15 protein-coding genes are annotated in these 19224 nt (G+C 64.7%); 7 read left to right on the top strand and 8 right to left on the bottom strand.

The genetic code is table 11. The features are described 5' to 3' along the window. The 4 genes from OXF11_10570 to pstB all read left to right on the top strand — a co-directional run. On the top strand, nucleotides 1–997 hold a 997-nt coding region (locus OXF11_10570; protein MCY4487542.1), incomplete at its 5' end, for a PstS family phosphate ABC transporter substrate-binding protein. Between the two features lie 118 nt (nucleotides 998–1115). Next, nucleotides 1116–2495 (top strand): phosphate ABC transporter permease subunit PstC, encoded by a 1380-nt coding sequence (gene pstC / locus OXF11_10565; GenBank protein ID MCY4487541.1) that lies wholly within the window; start codon nucleotides 1116–1118, stop codon nucleotides 2493–2495. 2 nt (nucleotides 2496–2497) lie between these two features. Then, complete coding sequence (gene pstA, locus OXF11_10560; protein MCY4487540.1) at nucleotides 2498–3787, top strand: phosphate ABC transporter permease PstA; 1290 nt, start codon at nucleotides 2498–2500, stop codon at nucleotides 3785–3787. Nucleotides 3788–3893: 106 nt separating this feature from the next. Continuing rightward, entirely contained in the window at nucleotides 3894–4745 is an 852-nt protein-coding gene (gene pstB, locus OXF11_10555) for a phosphate ABC transporter ATP-binding protein PstB (GenBank protein ID MCY4487539.1), read from the top strand. A 331-nt stretch (nucleotides 4746–5076) separates the two neighbouring features. Here pstB and OXF11_10550 read toward each other — a convergent pair whose 3' ends face one another. Together OXF11_10550 and OXF11_10545 are read right to left on the bottom strand one after the other, a co-directional pair. Further along, the gene (locus OXF11_10550; GenBank protein ID MCY4487538.1) at nucleotides 5077–6003 is read right to left on the bottom strand and encodes an aldo/keto reductase; all 927 of its coding nucleotides are present in this window, start codon (nucleotides 6001–6003) and stop codon (nucleotides 5077–5079) included. Between the two features lie 369 nt (nucleotides 6004–6372). Continuing rightward, on the bottom strand, nucleotides 6373–7875 hold the full coding sequence (locus OXF11_10545; protein ID MCY4487537.1) for an amidase: 1503 nt from the start codon (nucleotides 7873–7875) through the stop codon (nucleotides 6373–6375). Nucleotides 7876–8043: 168 nt separating this feature from the next. Between OXF11_10545 and OXF11_10540 the strand changes: the two genes are divergently transcribed. Further along, complete coding sequence (locus tag OXF11_10540) at nucleotides 8044–8244, top strand: type II toxin-antitoxin system VapB family antitoxin (protein ID MCY4487536.1); 201 nt, start codon at nucleotides 8044–8046, stop codon at nucleotides 8242–8244. Then, on the top strand, nucleotides 8241–8627 hold the full coding sequence (locus OXF11_10535; GenBank protein ID MCY4487535.1) for a PIN domain nuclease: 387 nt from the start codon (nucleotides 8241–8243) through the stop codon (nucleotides 8625–8627). The genes OXF11_10540 and OXF11_10535 overlap by 4 nt, the downstream gene beginning before the upstream one ends. A 125-nt stretch (nucleotides 8628–8752) precedes the next feature. Here the strand turns inward: OXF11_10535 and OXF11_10530 are convergent, their stop codons facing one another. From OXF11_10530 to OXF11_10515, 4 genes are all read right to left on the bottom strand, one after another. Beyond that, nucleotides 8753–10156, bottom strand: a complete 1404-nt coding sequence (locus OXF11_10530; GenBank protein ID MCY4487534.1) for an L-serine ammonia-lyase — start codon at nucleotides 10154–10156, stop codon at nucleotides 8753–8755. A gap of 262 nt (nucleotides 10157–10418) precedes the next feature. Next, nucleotides 10419–11582: a HigA family addiction module antitoxin gene (locus tag OXF11_10525; GenBank protein ID MCY4487533.1), complete on the bottom strand. Its 1164-nt coding sequence runs from the start codon at nucleotides 11580–11582 to the stop codon at nucleotides 10419–10421. Nucleotides 11583–11679: 97 nt separating this feature from the next. Beyond that, complete coding sequence (gene pgi / locus OXF11_10520; protein MCY4487532.1) at nucleotides 11680–13329, bottom strand: glucose-6-phosphate isomerase; 1650 nt, start codon at nucleotides 13327–13329, stop codon at nucleotides 11680–11682. Nucleotides 13330–13345: 16 nt separating this feature from the next. Continuing rightward, the gene (locus tag OXF11_10515) at nucleotides 13346–14806 is read right to left on the bottom strand and encodes a biotin carboxyl carrier protein (protein ID MCY4487531.1); all 1461 of its coding nucleotides are present in this window, start codon (nucleotides 14804–14806) and stop codon (nucleotides 13346–13348) included. A gap of 1542 nt (nucleotides 14807–16348) precedes the next feature. Between OXF11_10515 and OXF11_10510 the strand changes: the two genes are divergently transcribed. Next, nucleotides 16349–16660 carry a hypothetical protein gene (locus OXF11_10510; protein MCY4487530.1) on the top strand — a complete coding sequence of 104 codons (312 nt, stop codon included), beginning with the start codon at nucleotides 16349–16351 and terminating at the stop codon, nucleotides 16658–16660. Nucleotides 16661–16863: 203 nt separating this feature from the next. Here the strand turns inward: OXF11_10510 and OXF11_10505 are convergent, their stop codons facing one another. Both OXF11_10505 and OXF11_10500 read right to left on the bottom strand, forming a co-directional pair. Further along, a complete protein-coding gene (locus tag OXF11_10505) occupies nucleotides 16864–17853 on the bottom strand; it encodes a hypothetical protein (GenBank protein ID MCY4487529.1) in 990 nt (329 codons plus the stop codon). 332 nt (nucleotides 17854–18185) lie between these two features. Continuing rightward, nucleotides 18186–19109, bottom strand: coding sequence for a helicase-related protein (locus tag OXF11_10500; GenBank protein ID MCY4487528.1), 924 nt, complete (start codon nucleotides 19107–19109; stop codon nucleotides 18186–18188). Between the last annotated feature and the right edge of the window lie 115 nt (nucleotides 19110–19224).

Here is a 19224-nt window from a genome sequence, read left to right as displayed (position 1 = left end):
GGCGGGTCTCGCGACCTCGGCGGCGGCGCAGCAGCGCGACTACATCCAGATCGTGGGATCGTCCACGGTCTATCCGTTTACCACCGTGGTGGCCGAGCAGTTCGGCAAGACCACCAAGTTCAAGACCCCCAAGGTCGAGTCCACGGGTTCGGGCGGCGGCCTCAAGCTGTTCTGCGCGGGCGTCGGCGTCGAGCACCCCGACCTGACCAACTCTTCGCGGCGCATCAAGAAGAGCGAGGTGGAGCGCTGTGGCAAGAACGGCGTCGGGGAGATCGTCGAGTTGAAGGTCGGCTACGACGGCATCGCGGTGGCCAACTCGAAGAAGAGCAAGGCGCTGAGCCTCACCCCGCGTGATCTCTTTCTCGCCCTGGCCAAGGACGTGCCGGCCAATGCCGACGGCAGCGAGCGCAAGCCGAACCCCAACAAGACCTGGAAGGACGTCAACTCCAAGCTGCCGGCTCTGAAGATCGAGGTGCTGGGTCCCCCACCCACGTCCGGCACCCGCGACGCTTTCGTGGAGCTGGTGATGGATGCGGGCTGCAAGAACTTCGCCGCCATCAAGAAGATGTCAAAGAAGCCGCAACGGGCCGCCTGCCGCACCATGCGTGAGGACGGCGCCTTCGTCGAGGCGGGCGAGAACGACAACCTGATCGTGCAGAAGCTCGACGCCAACCCCGACGCGTTCGGCATCTTCGGCTTCAGCTTCCTCGACCAGAACACGGACAAGCTCCAGGGCGCGTCCATCAACGGTGTGAAGCCCGAGTTCGAGACCATCGCCGACGGCAGCTATCCGGTGTCGCGGCCGCTGTACGTCTACATCAAGAAGGCCCACCTGGACGTGATCGCCGGCATGAGGGAGTTCCTCGCCGAGTACACCAGCGAGAAGGCCTGGGGCGATGAGGGCTACCTGAGCGACAAGGGACTGATCCCGATGCCCAAGAAGGAGCGCCGGCAGTTCTCCTCGGACGTGAAGAACCTGAAGAATCTGGCGCTGTAACAACGGCTGTCCAGCAATCGTATGAGTCCCGGCCGCGGCGTGCGTGATGCGCCGCGGCCCGACTCTCAACCCGGCCGTCCTCGCGACCGGTTCTCGTGCGTAGAGGTTCCCCGAGTCCATGGGCTCTCCAAGTCTGATTCTTGCCTTGTTGGGCCTGAGCTCGGTCAGCTACTACCTGGGCTGGCGGCGCTCCATCTCACTGGCCCAGGGCACCGTCCGGAACCTGCATTCGCTCCCGGGCTACCACGGTCTCTACACCGCCCTGTGGGCCGCGGTACCCGCGCTCCTGCTGCTGGCCGTCGGCGTGGCCCTGAAGGGCCCCATCGTCACGAGCATCGTGGTGTCCGACTTGCCGCAGGAGGTCCAGAGCCTGTCGCCGGAGCGGCTCAACCTGGTCATCAACGACATCCGCAACCTCGCGTCCGGCAACATCGCCTCGCAGAAGACCCCGGAGATGCTGGCCGCGGCGGATCGCTACGTCCGGCTGCAAGGCTACGCCGCCATCGCGATCACGGTGGCCGTGCTGGCCCTGGGCGTCTTCTGCGGCGCCATCGCGTGGCGCACCATCAAGCCCGGCAAGCGCGCGCGCAACGCGGTGGAACGCATCATTCTGGGCTTCCTCATGGCCAGCTCCACCATTGCGATCCTCACCACGGTGGGCATCGTGTTGTCGGTGCTGTTCGAGTCCATTCGCTTCTTTCAGGCGATACCGGTAACCGAGTTCATATTCGGGCTGGAGTGGAGCCCCCAGATGGCCATTCGTGCGGACCAGGTGGGGGCGTCCGGGGCTTTCGGCGCGATCCCGCTGTTCGTCGGCACGTTGCTCATCTCGTTCATCGCGATGGTGGTGGCCGTGCCCGTGGGCCTCATGTCGGCCATTTACCTCGCCGAGTACGCGCGCCCGCAAGTCCGCGGGGTGGTGAAGCCCCTGCTCGAGGTGCTGGCGGGGATCCCTACCGTGGTCTACGGTTTCTTCGCGGCCTTGACGGTGGCGCCGTTCATCCGTGGGATGGGAGAACAGGTGGGCCTTGACGTGGCGTCCGAGAGCGCCCTGGCCGCGGGGCTGGTCATGGGGATCATGATCATCCCGTTCGTATCCTCGCTTTCCGATGACGTCATCAACGCCGTGCCGCAGGCCATGCGCGACGGCGCGTATGCGCTGGGCGCGACCCGCTCCGAGACCATCAAGCAGGTGGTTATCCCGGCGGCGCTTCCGGGCATCGTCGGGGGCGTTCTTCTGGCCGTGTCCCGCGCCATCGGCGAAACCATGATCGTCGTCATGGCTGCCGGACTGGCCGCGAACCTTACGGTCAATCCGCTCTCGGCGGTCACCACGGTTACGGTTCAGATCGTGACCCTGCTGACCGGGGACCAGGAGTTCGACACCCCCAAGACGCTGGCCGCCTTCGCGTTGGGCCTGGTGCTGTTCGTCGTCACCCTGGGCCTGAACGTCATCGCCCTGCAGGTGGTGCGCAAATACCGGGAGCAGTACGAGTAGTCATGGCGGCATCCGAGAAAAGCGCCATCGAGTGTGTGCGCGCCACCCTCGCCCGGCGCAATCGGGCGGAACGGCGCTTCAAGAACTTCGGGCGCGCGGCGGTCCTCCTGGGGCTCGTGTTCCTGGTGTTGATGTTCGTCAACATCATCGCCACGGGCTACTCCGCTTTCTGGCAAACCTTCGTGAAGCTTCCGGTCCACTTCGACGCGCAGGTGATCGACCCCCGGGGATCCGGTGAGCCCGAGACCCTCGGTGCCGCCGACTACGGCCTCCTCGCCAAGGCGTCCTTGCGTTCGCTCTTCCCCGAGGTGAAGGGAAGGCGTCACCGGCGGGACCTGTCCAAGCTGGTCAGCCGGGGAACGGTGTTCCAGCTCCGGCGGATGGTCCTGGAGGAGCCCTCGCTGGTGGGCTCCACTGTCGAAATGTGGGTGCCCGCCGACGACGATTACGACATGCTGTACAAGGGCAACGTCGACCGGACGCTGCCGGAGGCGGACCGGCGCCTGTCCGACCGGCAGATCGCATGGTTCGACCGGCTCATGGACGACGGGCGCGTCGAGTCGCGATTCAACGTCACGTTCTTTACCGCGGGCGACTCCCGGGAGCCGGAGTTGGCGGGCATCCGGGGCGCGGCCATAGGTTCGTTCTTCATGCTGGCGGTGACCCTGCTGCTGTCCTTCCCGCTGGGCGTGGCCACCGCGGTCTACCTGGAGGAGTTCGCTCCCCGGAATCGGGTGACCGGGCTCATCGAGGTCAACATCAACAACCTGGCGGCGGTGCCGTCCATCGTCTTCGGCCTGCTGGGGCTGGCGGTGTTCATCAACCTGTTCGGTCTGCCGCGCTCGGCGCCCCTGATTGGGGGACTGGTGCTCACGCTGATGACGCTCCCTACCATCATCATCGCCGGCCGCGCCGCGCTCAAGTCCGTGCCGCCCTCGATTCGGGAGGCGGCGTTGGGGGTGGGCGCCTCCAAATTGCAGATGATCGTGCACCACGTGCTGCCTCTGGCCATGCCCGGCATGTTGACCGGCGCCATCATCGGCATGGCCCGGGCGCTTGGAGAGACAGCGCCCCTGCTCATGATCGGGATGGTCGCGTTCGTCGTGGACGTTCCGCAGGGAGTGACGGATGCCGCGACCGCGCTGCCCGTGCAGATCTTTCTTTGGCTGGACAGCCCGGAACGTGCCTTCGTGGAACGGGCGTCCGCGGCCATCATGGTCCTGCTGGCGTTTCTCGTTGCCATGAACGCCCTGGCCATCATGCTGCGGCGACGCTTTGAAAGACGTTGGTAAACTGGCAAGAAGACAGTGTCGGCGCGCGACCCCTGTCGGGGCCCGGAGGCGGCACGGGAAAGGCTCAGGAGATGCCGTTATGGCCGATCAACCGGGTGTAGCAGTCATGGAGGCGGGGGCATTGGAATTCCGCGGAGCCGAGGTCGACCTCGTCGACGAGCGGCGCGAGAGCCGCGAGACCGTGGGCACGCCGTTCGTCGACGATCCGCGCATGACCTGCCGCAACGTCGACGTCTACTACGGCGACAACCATGCCATCAAGAACGTCAGCCTGGACATAGGCCGGGAGCAGGTGCTCGCCATGATCGGCCCGTCCGGGTGCGGCAAGTCCACGTTCCTGCGGGCGCTCAACCGCATGAACGACACCATCGACGGCTGCCGTATGACGGGTGAGATCAAGCTCGACGGCAACGACATCTATTCCAAGGACATGGACGTGGTGCCGCTGCGGGCCCAGGTGGGGATGGTGTTCCAGAAACCCAACCCCTTCCCCAAGTCCATCTTCGACAACATCGCCTACGGGGTGCGCATCCACGGCCTGGCGGAGTCCAAATCCGAGGTCGAGGGCCTCGTGGAGCACAGCCTCAAGCGCGCCGGCCTGTGGGAGGAAGTGAACGACCGTCTCCACCAACCCGGCACCGGCCTGTCCGGCGGCCAGCAGCAGCGCCTGTGCATCGCCCGCACCATCGCCGTGAGCCCCGAGGTCATCCTCATGGACGAACCCTGCTCCGCCCTCGACCCCATCGCCACCGCGCGCGTCGAGGACCTCATCAACGAGCTGGGCCAGGACTACACCATCGCCATCGTCACCCACTCCATGCAGCAGGCCGCCCGGGTGTCGCAGCGCACCGCCTATTTTCACTTGGGAGATTTGCTGGAGGTAGGGACCACCGACCAGATCTTCACCAACCCCACCCACCCCCTCACCGAGGACTACATCACGGGGCGGTTCGGGTAATTGCCGACAACTTACACCGTCATTCCCGCGAGCCAGGCTGTGTCAAAACGTCGACCGGACAAGAATTGGCACCCAAACCCCCGAGAAGTCATTCCCGCGGAAGCGGGAATCCAGGGGTGGCGAGGCGGGGATACACCGCTGTAGTGCCCCACCACCGCCCCTGGATTCCCGCTTCCGCGGGAATGACGTTCCGTTACGTAGTTGCCTCATGAGTTCTGACACGGCCTGGAAAGCGGGAATCCAGGCGGGGTGGCGGCGCTGTACCGGCGTCGTGCCTAGTGTGGTGTCTGGTTAATTCGCAGATTATTATGCGAATTAACCAGACACCACACTAGTTCCCCGTCACCGAATCCACGTCCCCGAACAGTGCCTCCAGCCGCTCCAGCGCCTCGACCGGCAACGGCGGCTTGAGCGTCGCCTCGATGTTGGCCGCCAGGTGCGCCTCGTCCCCGGTCCCGGTCAGTACCACGTCCGCGCCGGGCTCGTGCACGCAGAAGCGGTACGCCGCCTCGGTCAGGCTCCCGGCGCAACCGTCCTCCGTGAGGAACCCCAGGTCCGCGCCCGGTTCGATGAGGCCGTGCTGTTCCATTTCCCCCAGCAGCCGTGAGAGCTGCGCCGGCTGGCTCAACGCCCGCCGCACCGCGAACATCACCAGCGTCCCCACGCCCTTCTCCCGCGTGAGCGGAAACACGCTTCGCCGCGCCGACGGGTTCAGCAGGTTGAATCCCACCATCACCACGTCCCACCATGGATCGCGCAGCCCGCGCCGCAGCATCTCGTGCCGCGGGTTCCCCGGGAATTCCTCGGTGATCCCCACCGCGCGGATCTTCCCCTCCTCGCGCAACTCCGCGAGGACGGGCGCCATCACGTTCGCCGCGAACTCGTAACGCTCCTCGCTCACGCCGTGGAGATGGAAGACGTCGACGTAGTCCGTGCCCAGCCGGTTGAGGCTCGCTTCCCCCCCCGCGCGCATGAACCCCGCCGGATCCGGATCGCCGGGCTCCGGCATGATCTTCTTGGTGGAGATCACGACGCGGTCCCGCGGCACCTCACGGATGGCAGCGGCGACGATTGCCTCCGTGCCGTAGTTCTCCGCGGTGTCGAGGAAGTTCACGCCCAGGTCCAGCGCCTGCCGCACCAGCCGGACGGAATGGTCCGTGCTCTTGCCGCCGCGCTGGCCGAGCCGGCTGGGGCCGCCGCAGCCGAGTCCGACGACGCTCACCTTGAGGCCGGTATTGCCGAGATGGGTGTAGTTCATGGGTGCGGGGAACCATAGCAAGGCGCCGGGTGGTTCGCCAGATTGCGGGGTTCGGCTTCCCGTTCATGATGGTGCTCCCGAACACCGCGATCCGGTCGCGTGTGGCCTGCCCGTTCGGATGGCCCACTCGGCGGCATCCAGGACATTGTCCTGCATGCTTCCGAAAGCGGACTCCTTCACAGCGGCGAGAGAGCTTCCGTTGTACCCGGTGTGTCCCCGGTTCCCTTGTCCCGTGCAATAGCGGCGATTCGTTCGTCGAGGATGCCAAGCATCTTCTCTAGTAGCGGTCTAATTCTCTCGTCCAGATTGCCACTTACGGTGGTCAAGCCCATTTGTGTCAACGGCATGGAGGTTCGTCTCTCCTTTGGGTCAGTTTGCTGTTCGCTCGAACGCATACGCCGCGCGATAAACCGTGATCTCGTCGAAGTGCCTCCCCACCAGCATCATCCCCACGGGCCGGCCGTCGGCGGTGGCGCCGCACGGCAGGGTGATGGCGGGATGGCCGGTGAGGTTGAAGGGGCCGGTGTTCGCGAGCATCTCGCCCGCGCGCTGGGCGCGCTCGGCCGGGCCGGCGTCGGCCGCGGGCAAGGGCGTCGCCGCCATGGGAGTGGTGGGCATGAGCAGGAGGTCGTAGCCGGAGAAGGCCTCGTCGTAAGCACGGTGGACGGTCCGGCGCAGGCGTTGTGCCTTCACGTAGTAGTGTCCGGGGGAGCGGGCGCGCACGAAGGCGCCGAACAGGATCAACGCGGACACGTTCTCCGGCAAGTCGCGCCAGCGCTTGTTCCAAGTGGCGAACCTCTCGGCCCAGCCCGGGCCGAGACCTTCGGCGTCGGGCATGACGCCCGATTGCCCCATGGAGTGGGCGAGGCCTTCGACGTAAAAGGGTTGTGCGAGCAGCCAAGCCTGTTCGTGGATGGGGACTGATACCTCCGCGACCTCCAACCCCGCCCGGGCCAGGGTGTCCGCCGCGGCCCGCACCTGCTCGTCGACTTCGGCCTCGGCATTGCGCCGGCCGAAGCCTTCCTTGACCACGGCCACGCGCAGGCGCTTGGCGCCGGCGCGCCGCGCCGCGGTGTACTTCACGGGGTGCCAGGCGCTGGGTTGGCGCGGGTCCATGCCGTCGCGTCCGGCGAGCGCCTCCAGCAGCAGGGCGTTGTTGTCCACGTCGCGGGTCATGGGGCCGCAGTGGTCCACCACGGGGTCCACCCCCAGGATCCCGGTGTATGGCACGAGCCCGTGGGTGGGCTTCATGCCCACGATGCCGCACCACGCCGCGGGCACCCGGATGGAACCGGCCTGATCGCAGCCCAGGGCCATGCCCGCGTCGCCCACGGCCACGGCCACGGCGCTCCCGGACGACGACCCGCCCGCCGAATAGCCCTCCTTGTGCGGGTTGAGGACCGGCCCGTTGGCGCAGGTGTGGCTCCCGCCGGAAAGGGACAGATACTCGCAGTTGGTCTTGCCGACGATCTCGACCCCGGCGTGGAGCGCGCGGGTGACCACGGTGGCGTCGACGTCGGGCACATGGCCCTCCAGGAACGAAGCGCCGTTCATCATTGGCACGCCGGCCACACAGATGGAGTCCTTCACGGCCAGGGTCTTGCCCGCGAGCCGGCCGCGGTACTCCTCCCGGATGGACGTCTTGACATACCAGGCGTTGTAACGGTTCTCCGCCGGCCGCGGCCGGCGCGCGGGCGCGCGCCGCTGCCCCACCGCGGGCGCCGGGTCGGGTGCCTCGTCCACCAGCGCGTAGGCGCGGGAGAATCCTTCCATCCGCTCCAGATGCCCGTCCAGCTCGCCGTCGGACAGATCGATGCCGAGGCTGTCCGCGACTACCCGGATTTGATCGCGCGTCGGTTTATCAAAAGACATGGAACCGCATTACTGATGCCCGGACAAAGAAGGGCCTACGGACGGATGATCAGGGTAACTCAACATTAACCGCGAACGGGGTCAAGATGCACTGCCTCGCGGTCAAAGTAACATCACGCTCGGGGATGCCTCCTTGCCGAGACCCGACACTAGGTGTATTGACGGTGTATGGCACGCACCAATGTGGACATCGATGATGAAGCATGCGCGGAAGTGATGCGCCGCTACCGTCTCCGTAGCAAGCGCGAAGCGGTGAACTTCGCCCTTCGAGCCCTTGCCGCCGAGCCCTTGAGTGTCGAGGAGGCTCGGCGCCTTCGGGGGGCGGGATGGGAGGGAGACTTGGACGAGATGCGGACCCGCCCCTCGTGATCCTGATCGACACGTCCGCTTGGATCGAGTTCCTTCGCAACACGGGGTCCCCGACCTGCAACCGTGTCGATGAGCTACTCGAAGAAGAGATTGCCACTTGTGACGCGATAAGGATGGAGGTCCTCGCTGGAGCCCGCGACGAACGGCATCTTCACGCACTCCGGCGGCTGCTTGCGCTGGCGACGGTGTTGCCGACGGAGCCTGCCCGTTACGACGACGCCGCCGTCCTGTACCGCGCATGCCGGCGGGAAGGCGAGACCGTTCGCAAGTTGATCGACTGCCTCATCGCCGCCGTCGCCATCCACGCCGGCATACCCGTACTCCACAGGGATGCCGACTTTGACGTCCTCGTCCGCCACACGGAACTGGAAACAGCAACATGAGCTGTGACGCACCGCGCGTTGGGACGCGGCGTCATCGGAAGGGACACTAGAGCTTCCTGGCGTCGGTGAGTGGGTTGGTGAATGATATCGCTCATCCGGTCTCCCGCCGGAGCGCGGAGAGGGTGTCAGCACTGCGGCAGGTTCACGGCGAGGCCGCCGAGGCTGGTCTCCTTGAAGCGCGTGCTCATTTCCCGGCCGGTCTCGCGCATGGCCGCGATGCAGTTGTCGAGGGGCATGAAATGGCTGCCGTCTCCTCGCAGCGCCAGCGAGGCGGCCGCCACCGCCTTGGTTGCGCCGATGCCGTTGCGCTCGATGCAGGGGATCTGTACCAGGCCCGCCACCGGGTCGCAGGTCATGCCGAGGTGGTGTTCGAGGGCGATCTCCGCCGCGTTTTCGACCTGCGCCGACGTGCCGCCGAGAACGGCGCACAGGCCGGCGGCGGCCATGGCGGCGGCGGAGCCCACCTCGGCCTGGCAGCCGGCGTCGGCGCCGGAGATCGACGCGTTGTGCTTGATGAGCCCGCCGATGGCGGCCGCGGTGAGCAGGAAGTCGGGGATGCGGTCCTCGGCGGCGCCGATGCAGTGGTCCCGATAGTATCGAAGCACCGCCGGGACGACCCCGGCCGCGCCGTTGGTGGGCGCGGTCACCACCTTGCCTCCGCCCGCGTTCTCTTCGTTCACGGCCATGGCGTAGACGTTGAGCCAGTCCGTCACCACGTGCGGCTGCATCCGGTTGGAATCCCGTTCGCGGTGCAACTGTTCGAACAGCGCGCTCGCGCGCCGCTTCACGTACAACCCACCCGACAGTTCCCCGCGTGTGGCCAGGCCGCGCTCCACACATTCGTTCATCGCGCTCCAGATGGCCCAAAGCCCGGCGTCCAACTCACCGTCGGACCGCCGGACGCCCTCGTTCGCGCGTTTCATCTCCGCGATGGTCTTGCCGCTCTCGTCTGCCATCCGCAGCATGGCCGCGGCGGTGTCGAAGGGGAACGGATACGTTTGGTCATCATCCTCGCCGGCGGCTGCCGGCACGCCCCGGGCGAGTTCTTCCTCGGTGACGATGAAGCCGCCGCCGATCGAATAGTAGACCTGGGCGAGCCGGACCGCGCCGGCCGAATCCACCGCCTCGAAACGAAGCCCGTTGGGATGACCCGGCAGACGCGCGCGCCGGTCGAAAACCAGATCGCCGTCCGGGTCGAACGCAAGGGACAGGCCGTCCGATGGAGGCAGGAGGCGGTTTTGCCGCAGAGAGTCGAGGTCGGCCTCCGCCCGGTCGAGGTCCAGGTCCGCGGCCCGATGGCCCAGGAGCCCGAGCATGACCGCCCGGTCCGTCGCGTGACCCTTGCCGGTAAAGGCGAGAGAGCCGTGGAGTGAAGCGCGGACGCGCAGCCGGCGGCCCGGCGGCGCTTCGCCCCGGCAGCGTTCCCGAACCAGCTCGACAAAGGCGCCGGCCGCCGCCATCGGCCCCATCGTGTGGGAGGACGACGGACCGATGCCCACCTTGAAGAGATCGAAGACGCTCAAGAACATCGTTCACCAAGCTCCCGGTTCATCGACAGTACACTATTGACAGTAGACTATTGCCGGGTGAATTCAAGCGGCCACAAATACAGTGGCCGCCCGAACCGTCATTCCCGCGAAAGCTTGCCCTCGACCCCGATCGGGGGCGGGAATCCAGGCAGGGTGGGGCGGCTGCAACGGTTCCCTGACTTGGGCTTACATGATGCTTGCAAGGCTGACTGTCCCCCGACATGGGGCGCTCGGTGCCGCGGATGACCGGGTCCCGGGGGGATTAATCGATGGTCGTCCAGCTTAACTTGGCCTTCAGGCCGTTCAGGCGCGTCCAGGCAACAAGCCTCTTGTGTTGAAGCCTGCCGACAACGATACCGGGCGCAATTCCCTGCTCGTCGGCAAATGCCCGGATGGCTTGCTCGCTGAACAGCGATGCGGCAACGAATGGTTCCCACGCGCGTGGCGCGACGAGGGTGTTGGATGCCCACTCGTTGGCCTCAGCTTCCAGCCCGGCGGCGTCTCCGCCACGTTCGTCAACAAAAACGCTTTTCTTGCTGTGAAGAAGAATATGCGCGGCTTCATGGAAGAAGCTGAACCAGAGGTGATCGTCGGACTTGTGCCGGGCGCTTAGCTGAAGAACGGCCTTCCTCGGCGAGAGCCACCAAGCTGCACCGCTGAGGGCTGTCTTCGGCAGCGGAGGTATCAACGCCAGCGCAACGCCGGCCCCGTTGCACAGCTCTTCCGTTCCCTGCAGCGCCTCATCAACCGGTTTACGCGTCAGCTCGCGGATACTCCGAACCGCGTGTTTGAATCGGTTTTCGTCGTAGTCCACGCAATCCTGGCGTTCGGCTTCGAGTTCACCAAGCCGCAGCCAGGTGATCAATGCAGTCTTGTCGCTCTTGAAGCTTGGGGAGTGCCGGAAGCCGACATTCGCGAGGCCGTAGCGTCTGGTCCACGCGTCGATGGAACCGACTCCGAAAAACGCCAGTAACTTGGCTACTGCATCAACATCCGATTCCGGGCGTGGGAAACAGGCTCGCTTGACCAACTCCCGGACCGGAAAGGCCTTGGCCCAGTCCACCGCCGCAGCCGCTTCCTTGGCCTCAGCCTCCCGAGCCCTGTGAAGTTGATAGTCGGACTCGATCCCAAGCCAGATGCCGGCATCAACGCCAAGCACCTTCTCGAACTGGAGCGCCGTGGCCGGTTCGAGCGGTGCCTTGCCTGCGATGATCTCGCTGATCAGCTTGGGAGAGCGTCCGCACCTCCGCGCGAACTCGGCATGCGAAATCCCCTGGACTTCCAGGCGCTCTTCAAGGAGCCATCCCGGCGGGACCGCGTAGTCCGGCTTGTATCGGTTGGTTGCCGTCGCCATGTAGGTCTTCTGCAGCGCAGCCACGCTGTTGAAGGTCCTATCGAGTTTGCGGGTGCGGAAAACGATGTCCATTGACGCGAATCAAATACGTTACCCAACGGGTAACGTATTTGGAGCTAGAGGTCAAATGGAGGGGACAGAAAACAAAGCCCGTTGAGAAATGCCGATGTCAGCGTCGACGCATTGAGGAATGCCCCCGCAAACGGCGGTAGCGCCGGATCAGCGCGTTGGTGGAGCTGTCGTGGTCCAGTTCCGGCGCCGCTTCGCTCTCCAGCTCCGGCACGATGCGTTGCGCCAGGGCCTTGCCGAGTTCCACGCCCCACTGGTCGAAGGAGTTGATGCCCCAGATGGAGCCCTGGACGAAGACCTTGTGCTCGTAGAGGGCGATGAGCTTGCCCAGGATCTCGGGGGTGAGCCGCTCGGCCAGGATGGTGTTGGTGGGGCGGTTGCCCTCGAAGGCGCGGTGGGGCACCTGGAAGGCGGGCATGCCCTCGGCCGCGGCTTCGTCCGCGGTCTTGCCGAAGGCCAGGGCCTCGGTCTGGGCGAACAGGTTGGCCATGAGGAGGTCGTGGTGGTTCCCCAGGGGGTTCAGGGTCCGGCAGAAGCCGATGAAGTCGCAGGGGATGAGCTTCGTGCCTTGGTGGATCAACTGGTAGTAGGCGTGCTGGCCGTTGGTGCCGGGCTGGCCCCAGATGATCGGGCCGGTCTGGTAGTCCACGGGCTCGCCGTCCAGGGTCACGTGCTTGCCGTTGCTCTCCATGTCGAGCTGCTGGCAGTAGGCGCTCAAACGCCACAGGTACTGGTCGTAGGGCAGGATGGAGTGGGTCTCGGCGCCGAAGAAGTTGTTGTACCAGATGCCCAGGAGGCCCAGCAGCACCGGCAGGTTGCGCTCGAAGGGCGTGGTGCGGAAGTGCTCGTCCATGGCGCGGAGGCCGTCGAGCATGGCGCGGAAGTGCTCGGGGCCGACGGCGATCATCAGCGACAGGCCGATGGCGGAGTCGTAGGAGTAGCGGCCGCCGACCCAGTCCCAGAAACCGAACATGTTGTCGGTGTCGATGCCGAAGCGCCGCACCTCGTCGTGGTTGGTGGACACGGCCACGAAGTGGCTGGCCACGGCGGCTTCGTCCTTGAGCGCGGCCAGGCACCATTCCCGCGCCGTGTGGGCGTTCTTCAGGGTCTCCAGGGTGGTGAAGGTCTTGGAGCTGACGATGAACAGGGTCTCGGCCGGGTCCAGGCCATGGGTGGTCTCGGCGAAGTCGGTGGCGTCCACGTTGGAGACGAAGCCCAGCTCAAGGGAGCGCTCGCTGTAGTGCCGCAGCGCCTCGTAGGCCATCACCGGCCCCAGGTCCGAGCCGCCGATGCCGATGTTGACGACGTTGCGGATGCGCTTCCCGGTGTGCCCCTTCCACTCGCCGGAGCGCACCCGGTCGGCGAAGGACGCCATTCGGTCCAGCACCGCGTGCACCTCGGGCACCACGTCCTCGCCGTCCACCAGGATCCGCTGGCCGCGCGGCGCGCGCAACGCCACGTGCAGTACCGGGCGCCCCTCGGTGACGTTGATGCGCTCGCCGCCGAACATGGCGTCGATGCGCGCCCGCAGGCCCGTGGCCCCGGCCAGCTCCAGCAGGAGGCCCAGGGTCTCGTCGGTGACGCGGTTCTTGGAGTAGTCGAGATAGAGGCCCGCGCCCTCCACCGCGAAGCGCTCGCCGCGGGTCGCGTCCTCGGCGAAGAGCGCGCGCAGGTGCACGTCCTTGATTTCGCGGTAATGGGCGGCGAGGTTCTTCCACGCCGGGAGATCGGTCAGGCGATGAGTGGCGATGGCGGCTCCTCCTGGATTATTCGGCCCGGTTCAGCGTTACCGACAGGTCGCCCTTGCTCACGCGCACGTGCGCGAGGTCGGATTTACCGGCGAGTTGCTCCACCAGCGCCACCATCGGCGGCCGCGTGCTCACGTAGGCCTGGGGCGGCGCGGCCGCGCGCATGGCGGCGATTTCCTCTTCGCTCATGAGCCAGCGCAGCAGCAGTTCCTCGTCCGACACCCCGTCGCCGCCGAGGCGTGCGCGCATCTCGGAGAGCGGCGTGTCCTCGACCTCTTGCGCGGCGATCTCCCGCGCCCGGGGCCGGTCGAGGATCTTGTCCTTGACGTTGGGGTCCATGAGCCGGGCGCCTTCCTCTCCGGCCCGCCCCAGGGCGTAGCGGATGACCTGGTCCGTGACCTCCTTGTAGCGCTCCCCGACGATGACGTTGAGCGCCGCCTGGCTGCCCACGAACTGGGACAGCGGCGTCACCATGATGGGGTAGCCGAACTCGGCGCGCACCTGGATGGATTCTTCCAGGGCGCGCGGGAAGCGGTCTCCCAGCCGCACCTTGTCGAGCTGGTGCTGAAGGTTGGACAACATGCCACCGGGCACCTGGTGCTGGTACTGGGCGTAGTCGTACTCCACCGGTTTGCCGATGGGAAAGCCCTCGCGCCGCGCCACGGCCATGAAGTGCTCGGAGACCGGCTCCAGCACCGACTCGTCCACCAGCGGGTTGTAGCCCAGCGCCCGGGCGTTGCTGGCGACGTTGAAGACCGACGGGTTGGAGGAGCTGTCCGCCAGCGGCGGCACCGCGGTGTTGATGCTGCGGATGCCCAGCTCCAGGGCCTCCAGGCAGCACAGCGGCCCCAGGCCGGTGGTGCAATGGGTGTGCAGCTCGATGGGGATGCCGTTGCAGTTCTCGTACATCACCGGCACCAGCGTGCGCATGCGCTCCGGCGTGAGCAGGCCGCCCGGGTCCTTGAGGCAGATGAGCGGCACCTCCAGCGAGGCCGCCTCGCGGGTCTTCTGCGCGAAGTACTCGTCGTTGTGCTTGGGAGACACCGAGTAGATCATGTTGATGATGGGCTTGATGCCCACCTCCCGCGACACCTCCACCTTGCGCTTCCAGCCCGCGTAATCGTTCCACTCCTCCGAGATGCGCGCCTCGCGGATGCCGTTGGCCGCCATGCGCTCCATGAACAGCCGGTACATGGACAGCGGGTTGAACTCGAACGTGTTGACCCGGCCCGCGATGACCCGGAGCGGCGTTTCGGTGATGCGCCCGGCCACCAGCCGCACCCGCTCCCAGGGGTCCTCCTTGAGCTCGCGCACGCACTTCTTGAGGTGCGACCCCGAGATCAGCTCCATGGCCTCGAACCCCGCCCGGTCCATCTGCTCCGCCACGGAAAGCATCATGCCCGTGGTCATGTTCTCCGCCCACAGGCTCTGGTGCCCGTCGCGCAGGGTGGTGTCGACGAAGGTGATGTCCTTGCTCATGTGGTCCTCCAAACCTGCACCTGAACTTATTGCGACGGTGCGTAAATCTCAAGGGTTCAAATCTCTCGCGACGCAGGTGGGACGCTGGGTTAGGGGCGACCGCCGGTCGCCCCTACGGGACTGGGCCCAAAGCCCGTGTGTAACAGCGGTACAGCACCTAGTGTGGTGTCGTGGTGTCTGGTCAATTCGCAAAATAATCTGCGGGTCTTTTCTGTGTTGAGGTCGTTTTATTTGCTTGTTTATCAATATGTTAGGAATATTCTGATTTGAGCCGTAATCGTTATGTAACCCCATTCAATCAAGACCCAGTGTTTGCAAGCGTACTCAAGTCAGTTTGGAGCCTCGGGGAAAGTCACCGTAGCGCCCCGCCGGGCCGGGGTCAATCGCCGGCTTCGTGTCCAGCTGATGCCGGAGAGTTCGACCCGGGGACGGTCGGAAAATCCGCCTGTCACTTGACGGAACCTATGCTCAAAGTTTCGTTCTGAGCGCCGACAGCACCGTTATGTCATTAGTCAGGCACAACATGCGGCGTCAGATGCCGTTGCCCTCGCACTGCCGTGCGCTCCGGCTTCTCCCCTGGTGTTGACGTATGAACGAGTGCTTTCTGAAGCACTCAGTAAAACTCACCGCCAAGGCCGAGCTCACCCTGCAAACGCGCGGTAGACGCTCTCGATCCTGAGGGCAAGCCCTGGATCGCCTGGGACGACAAGCTCACGGGCTTCGGCGTCAGGGTCCACCCCTCGGGCGCCAAGGCCTTCCTCGTAAACTACCGCGCCGGCAACGGCGGGCGCAAGGCGCCCAACAAGCACGTCGTGGTGGGCCGCGCAGGCCGGGTCACCCCGGACCAGGCAAGGCGGCTGGCCCAAGAGCTCCTGGGGCGCGCGGCCGCGGGAGAGGACCCCGCGGGCGAGCGGGCGGATGCGCGTTCTGTGCCTACACTGGGTGAGGTCTACACTGGGTGAGGCCTGCAGGGACCACATGGAGTCGGGCCAGGGTCGCACGGCCAGCACCGAGCGGGGCTACCGGCGGTATGCGGCCTTGTACCTGGCGACTGCCTCTCGCGTCCCCTGGACAATATCAGCCGCCGGGACATAGAGGGTCGTTTCCGGTTGCTCACGGAGCGCCACGGCGAGATGCCCGCCAACCAGTGCCTGTCGTTCCTGCACTCGGTGTACCGCAGGCCGTGCGTGGACCACCAGGGTCTGCGGTACCCTGTGGAGCAGTGGCTTGCGGGCGGGGGGCGGTACCACCGCAAGAGGAGGAAGCGGATATCGTCTCCGACCGAGGTGCTGCCGTTATGGCGCAGGGGAATGGAGGCGGCGGTGGGGAACCCGGTGCACCGTGACGTGTTCCTGTTTGGGCTGTACACGGGGATGCGGCGGAAAGAGATCCTGGCACTCCGGTGGGAGGACGTGGACCTGGACAAGGGGCTGTTCCGGGTGGAGGAGACCAAGACCAGGGTTCCGCTGGAGCTGCCGGTGACGCGGCAGCTGGGGACGATCCTGGCGAGGCGGGCGAGGCCGTGCCCGTGGAGCTTCGCGGGTGGGTGTTCCCGTCCCGGACGAGCGCATCGGGGCACGTGGCGGAGTTGCAGGCGCACTACGGGCGATCGGGCGTGCGGGCGGCGAGAAGTTCTGGTTCCACGGGTTGCGGAACGCGTTCATCACGGTGGCGGAGCGGGAGCTGATGCTGCCGCGATCATTGACGAAGCGGCTGGTGAACCACGCGCGGCCCAATGACGTGACCGAGGGCTACGCCGCGAACTGGACCGTGGAGCAGCTGCGGGAGTCCGCCCAAAGGATCGCAGACCGCATTGACGAACTGACGGGAGCATGCCCCGGCGGGTGCGCTTGATTCGACCATTCTTCACCACGCTACCACCTGTCCAGGTAGAACCCGGAGTTTCCTTCGCACCGTCTCGCGGGTGGCCACGGTGTCCACAGCGGGCGAAGTGGTCGAGCGAGACGTACCCCCCCAGGGTGTATCGTTTTCGTATTTGTTGAGCGAATTTACGGGACGCGACACTAGCTGTACAGCTGAACGAAGCCGCTTCCTGATTACTTTTTGAGTTCTGAGCGCCTTCGCGTACCTCGGAGCTGTTCAATGCTCCTGTTGTAGCATTCCGGCGTACCAAACACTTCCCCTGTGTGCGTCTTTAGGTACTGTAACTCCCAATCGTCACCTCCAGTCCGAGCAAAGATAACCTCTTCCGCCCGTTGAAGTAAATCCCCGTACTTCTCCATCTCTGTCGTTAATTTGCTGAGGTCAATACTCGGAAAGTCTTCGGCACGGCTGACTCTTGTCAGCAGTATCAAGTCTGGGTTGCCTCGCACAACCACTTCCATCAAAATTGGCCTGTCGTCATCTGATTGACGTTCCTTGTACACACTCAAGATTCGTTTTATTTTACCACTAACAAGGTCAGCGATCTCGTCAGCAGTCTTCCTCAGGGTTTCATCAATGGTGTACCGAACGAATTTCTCCACCCGTTTGAGTACCCATAGTCCAACAACAGTAAGGGCTGTACATAACTTCGGATATTCCAAGACAAAGCGTATGAGAGGCTCAGGCTCAAGTGAATGTCGGCCGATGTAACTGCTGCTCATCTTGTCATCAATGCGTTTGACAGCATCCATGAACGCCGCGTGATCTTGTGTATTGTCGAAGTTGGCTAAATCGACGCTCACCGTAACTAGGTCTTGTTCTATTAGTAAGTTCTCAAACTGCCGCACGAAAGGCTTGCGGGCATCTACGAAGTCTAGACAAACAAGCTCGGTGCCGGACCTCGCATGTATTGAGCTCCGCGCATCTTCTTCCACATGAATGCGCGCCATCACAGCGTATTCGGCCCCAAAAGGTTCTACCCAGGCCTCTTTAATTTTGCCGATGGGCATACAAAAAGGATCGTGATTCGATATGAGTGGCAAACACCGGTCTCCATTCACTTGATCTGAAATGGACTCAATGGCCGCTCTTGTTATGTTGACTCTGGTACCACCTTGGTCGACTGGGCCAGTCGTCGCTAAACGGGCAATATATTCAGCCATTTATGTAAATTCCTTTTGGAGGAAGGGTGGACAGTGCGTAGGTGCGGAGACGATAAATTCCGTGCTTTCAACAAGTTGGTCTCGTATCTCCGACGTTTGCCAAGGTCTTACATCGCCGCTTCTCATGCTGGCCGGTATACTCCGGTGTCAATTCACTCGCTTTCGGTACACCTACGGTCCTAAAGCGCGAGACAACCAAGAAAGGGGACAGGGAGTGCAACTTCACCCAAATTCGCGCCATGGCCACAGCCGTCACCCGCTCCCTGGAACCGTACCGCACCGACGTGTGTTGTTGCACCTGCTCGATGGAATCATGTACTCCTCACATCCTCTCACCCGCGCTCATCCAAAACACTTCTCAACGTCTCCGTCTCCAGCAAATCATCCTCACCCTCGGCCACGAACTCCGGCGCCTTGAACAACGGATTGCCCGGTGACCAAAGCTCCACGCTTTCGGTGTGCTGCTCGTAGTATGCGGGGTCGGTGGTAACCCGCAGGCGTTTGGGCATACCCGGCACAAGGAGGCTATATTCCCGCCTCCCCATGGTCTCGACCTCGACGCCCGGAGGCATCAAGGCCGGACAGGAAATGACGCGGTCCAGGTCTTCCATGAGCACGGGGGATGGCGGTCGTTGCGGCATGGTGAGGTCCTCGGTCAGGGCGGCGTCCAGGTCGAAGCCGCCGCGTTCCGCGTCGCTCGCCTGTTGTTCGATGGCTTCCACGACCTCCACGCGTCCTCGTTCTCGTCCGGAGAGCACCGTGTCGGCGATTGCGCGCGGAAGCTGCGCCAGAATCGGTTGCAGGCGCCCCACTACCGTTTCGAACAGCCCAATGCGTTTGCGCAATGCGCGGTAGACGTCGGTCTCGACCGTGCCTTCGTAATGCAGATTGATGATCCGGATCACCGGATGGTGCTGCCCGAGTCGGTCGATACGGCCAATGCGCTGCTCCACACGCATGGGGTTCCACGGCATGTCATAGTTCACCAACGCGCCGCAGAACTGAAAGTTCAACCCCTCGGCCGCTGCGTCCGTGCAGAGCAGCAGGTCTGCCTCGCCGTCCCGGAAACGGTGCTTGGCGTCGTCCCGGCCGATGCGACGCCAGGCGCCATCGGTCCCGGGGACCTCGCCGCCGCGACCCGAGAAGCACAGCAGCCGCAGATTCGGATCCTGTCCGAGTTCCTCGCGAAGAAAATCCATGGTGTCGGTGTACTGGGTGAACACCATGATCTGAGGTGGTCCCACTTCGTTGGACAGGTGGGCGGCGAAGATAAGGTGTATTCCGGGTAGTCGATCATGCCGCCAGGATCCTGTTTAACACGTCCTGCTGTTCCGGTAGAGCCGGCAGAGGGGCAGGTGAGCCGGGGCGCTG

The sequence above is a fragment of the Deltaproteobacteria bacterium genome, assembly GCA_026712905.1.
Classification (GTDB): Bacteria; Desulfobacterota; Binatia; order UBA9968; family JAJDTQ01; genus JAJDTQ01.
Note: the sequence above shows the minus strand (reverse complement) of the source record. Positions and strands in the feature narration are given on the sequence as shown.

Coding starts and splice junctions, on each gene's coding strand:
- pstC (MCY4487541.1), top strand. CDS start 1,116: ATGGGCTCTCCAAGTCTGATTCTTGCCTTGTTGGGCCTGAGCTCGGTC.
- pstA (MCY4487540.1), top strand. CDS start 2,498: ATGGCGGCATCCGAGAAAAGCGCCATCGAGTGTGTGCGCGCCACCCTC.
- pstB (MCY4487539.1), top strand. CDS start 3,894: ATGGAGGCGGGGGCATTGGAATTCCGCGGAGCCGAGGTCGACCTCGTC.
- OXF11_10550 (MCY4487538.1), bottom strand. CDS start 6,003: ATGAACTACACCCATCTCGGCAATACCGGCCTCAAGGTGAGCGTCGTC.
- OXF11_10545 (MCY4487537.1), bottom strand. CDS start 7,875: ATGTCTTTTGATAAACCGACGCGCGATCAAATCCGGGTAGTCGCGGAC.
- OXF11_10540 (MCY4487536.1), top strand. CDS start 8,044: ATGGCACGCACCAATGTGGACATCGATGATGAAGCATGCGCGGAAGTG.
- OXF11_10530 (MCY4487534.1), bottom strand. CDS start 10,156: ATGTTCTTGAGCGTCTTCGATCTCTTCAAGGTGGGCATCGGTCCGTCG.
- OXF11_10525 (MCY4487533.1), bottom strand. CDS start 11,582: ATGGACATCGTTTTCCGCACCCGCAAACTCGATAGGACCTTCAACAGC.
- OXF11_10515 (MCY4487531.1), bottom strand. CDS start 14,806: ATGAGCAAGGACATCACCTTCGTCGACACCACCCTGCGCGACGGGCAC.
- OXF11_10505 (MCY4487529.1), bottom strand. CDS start 17,853: ATGGCTGAATATATTGCCCGTTTAGCGACGACTGGCCCAGTCGACCAA.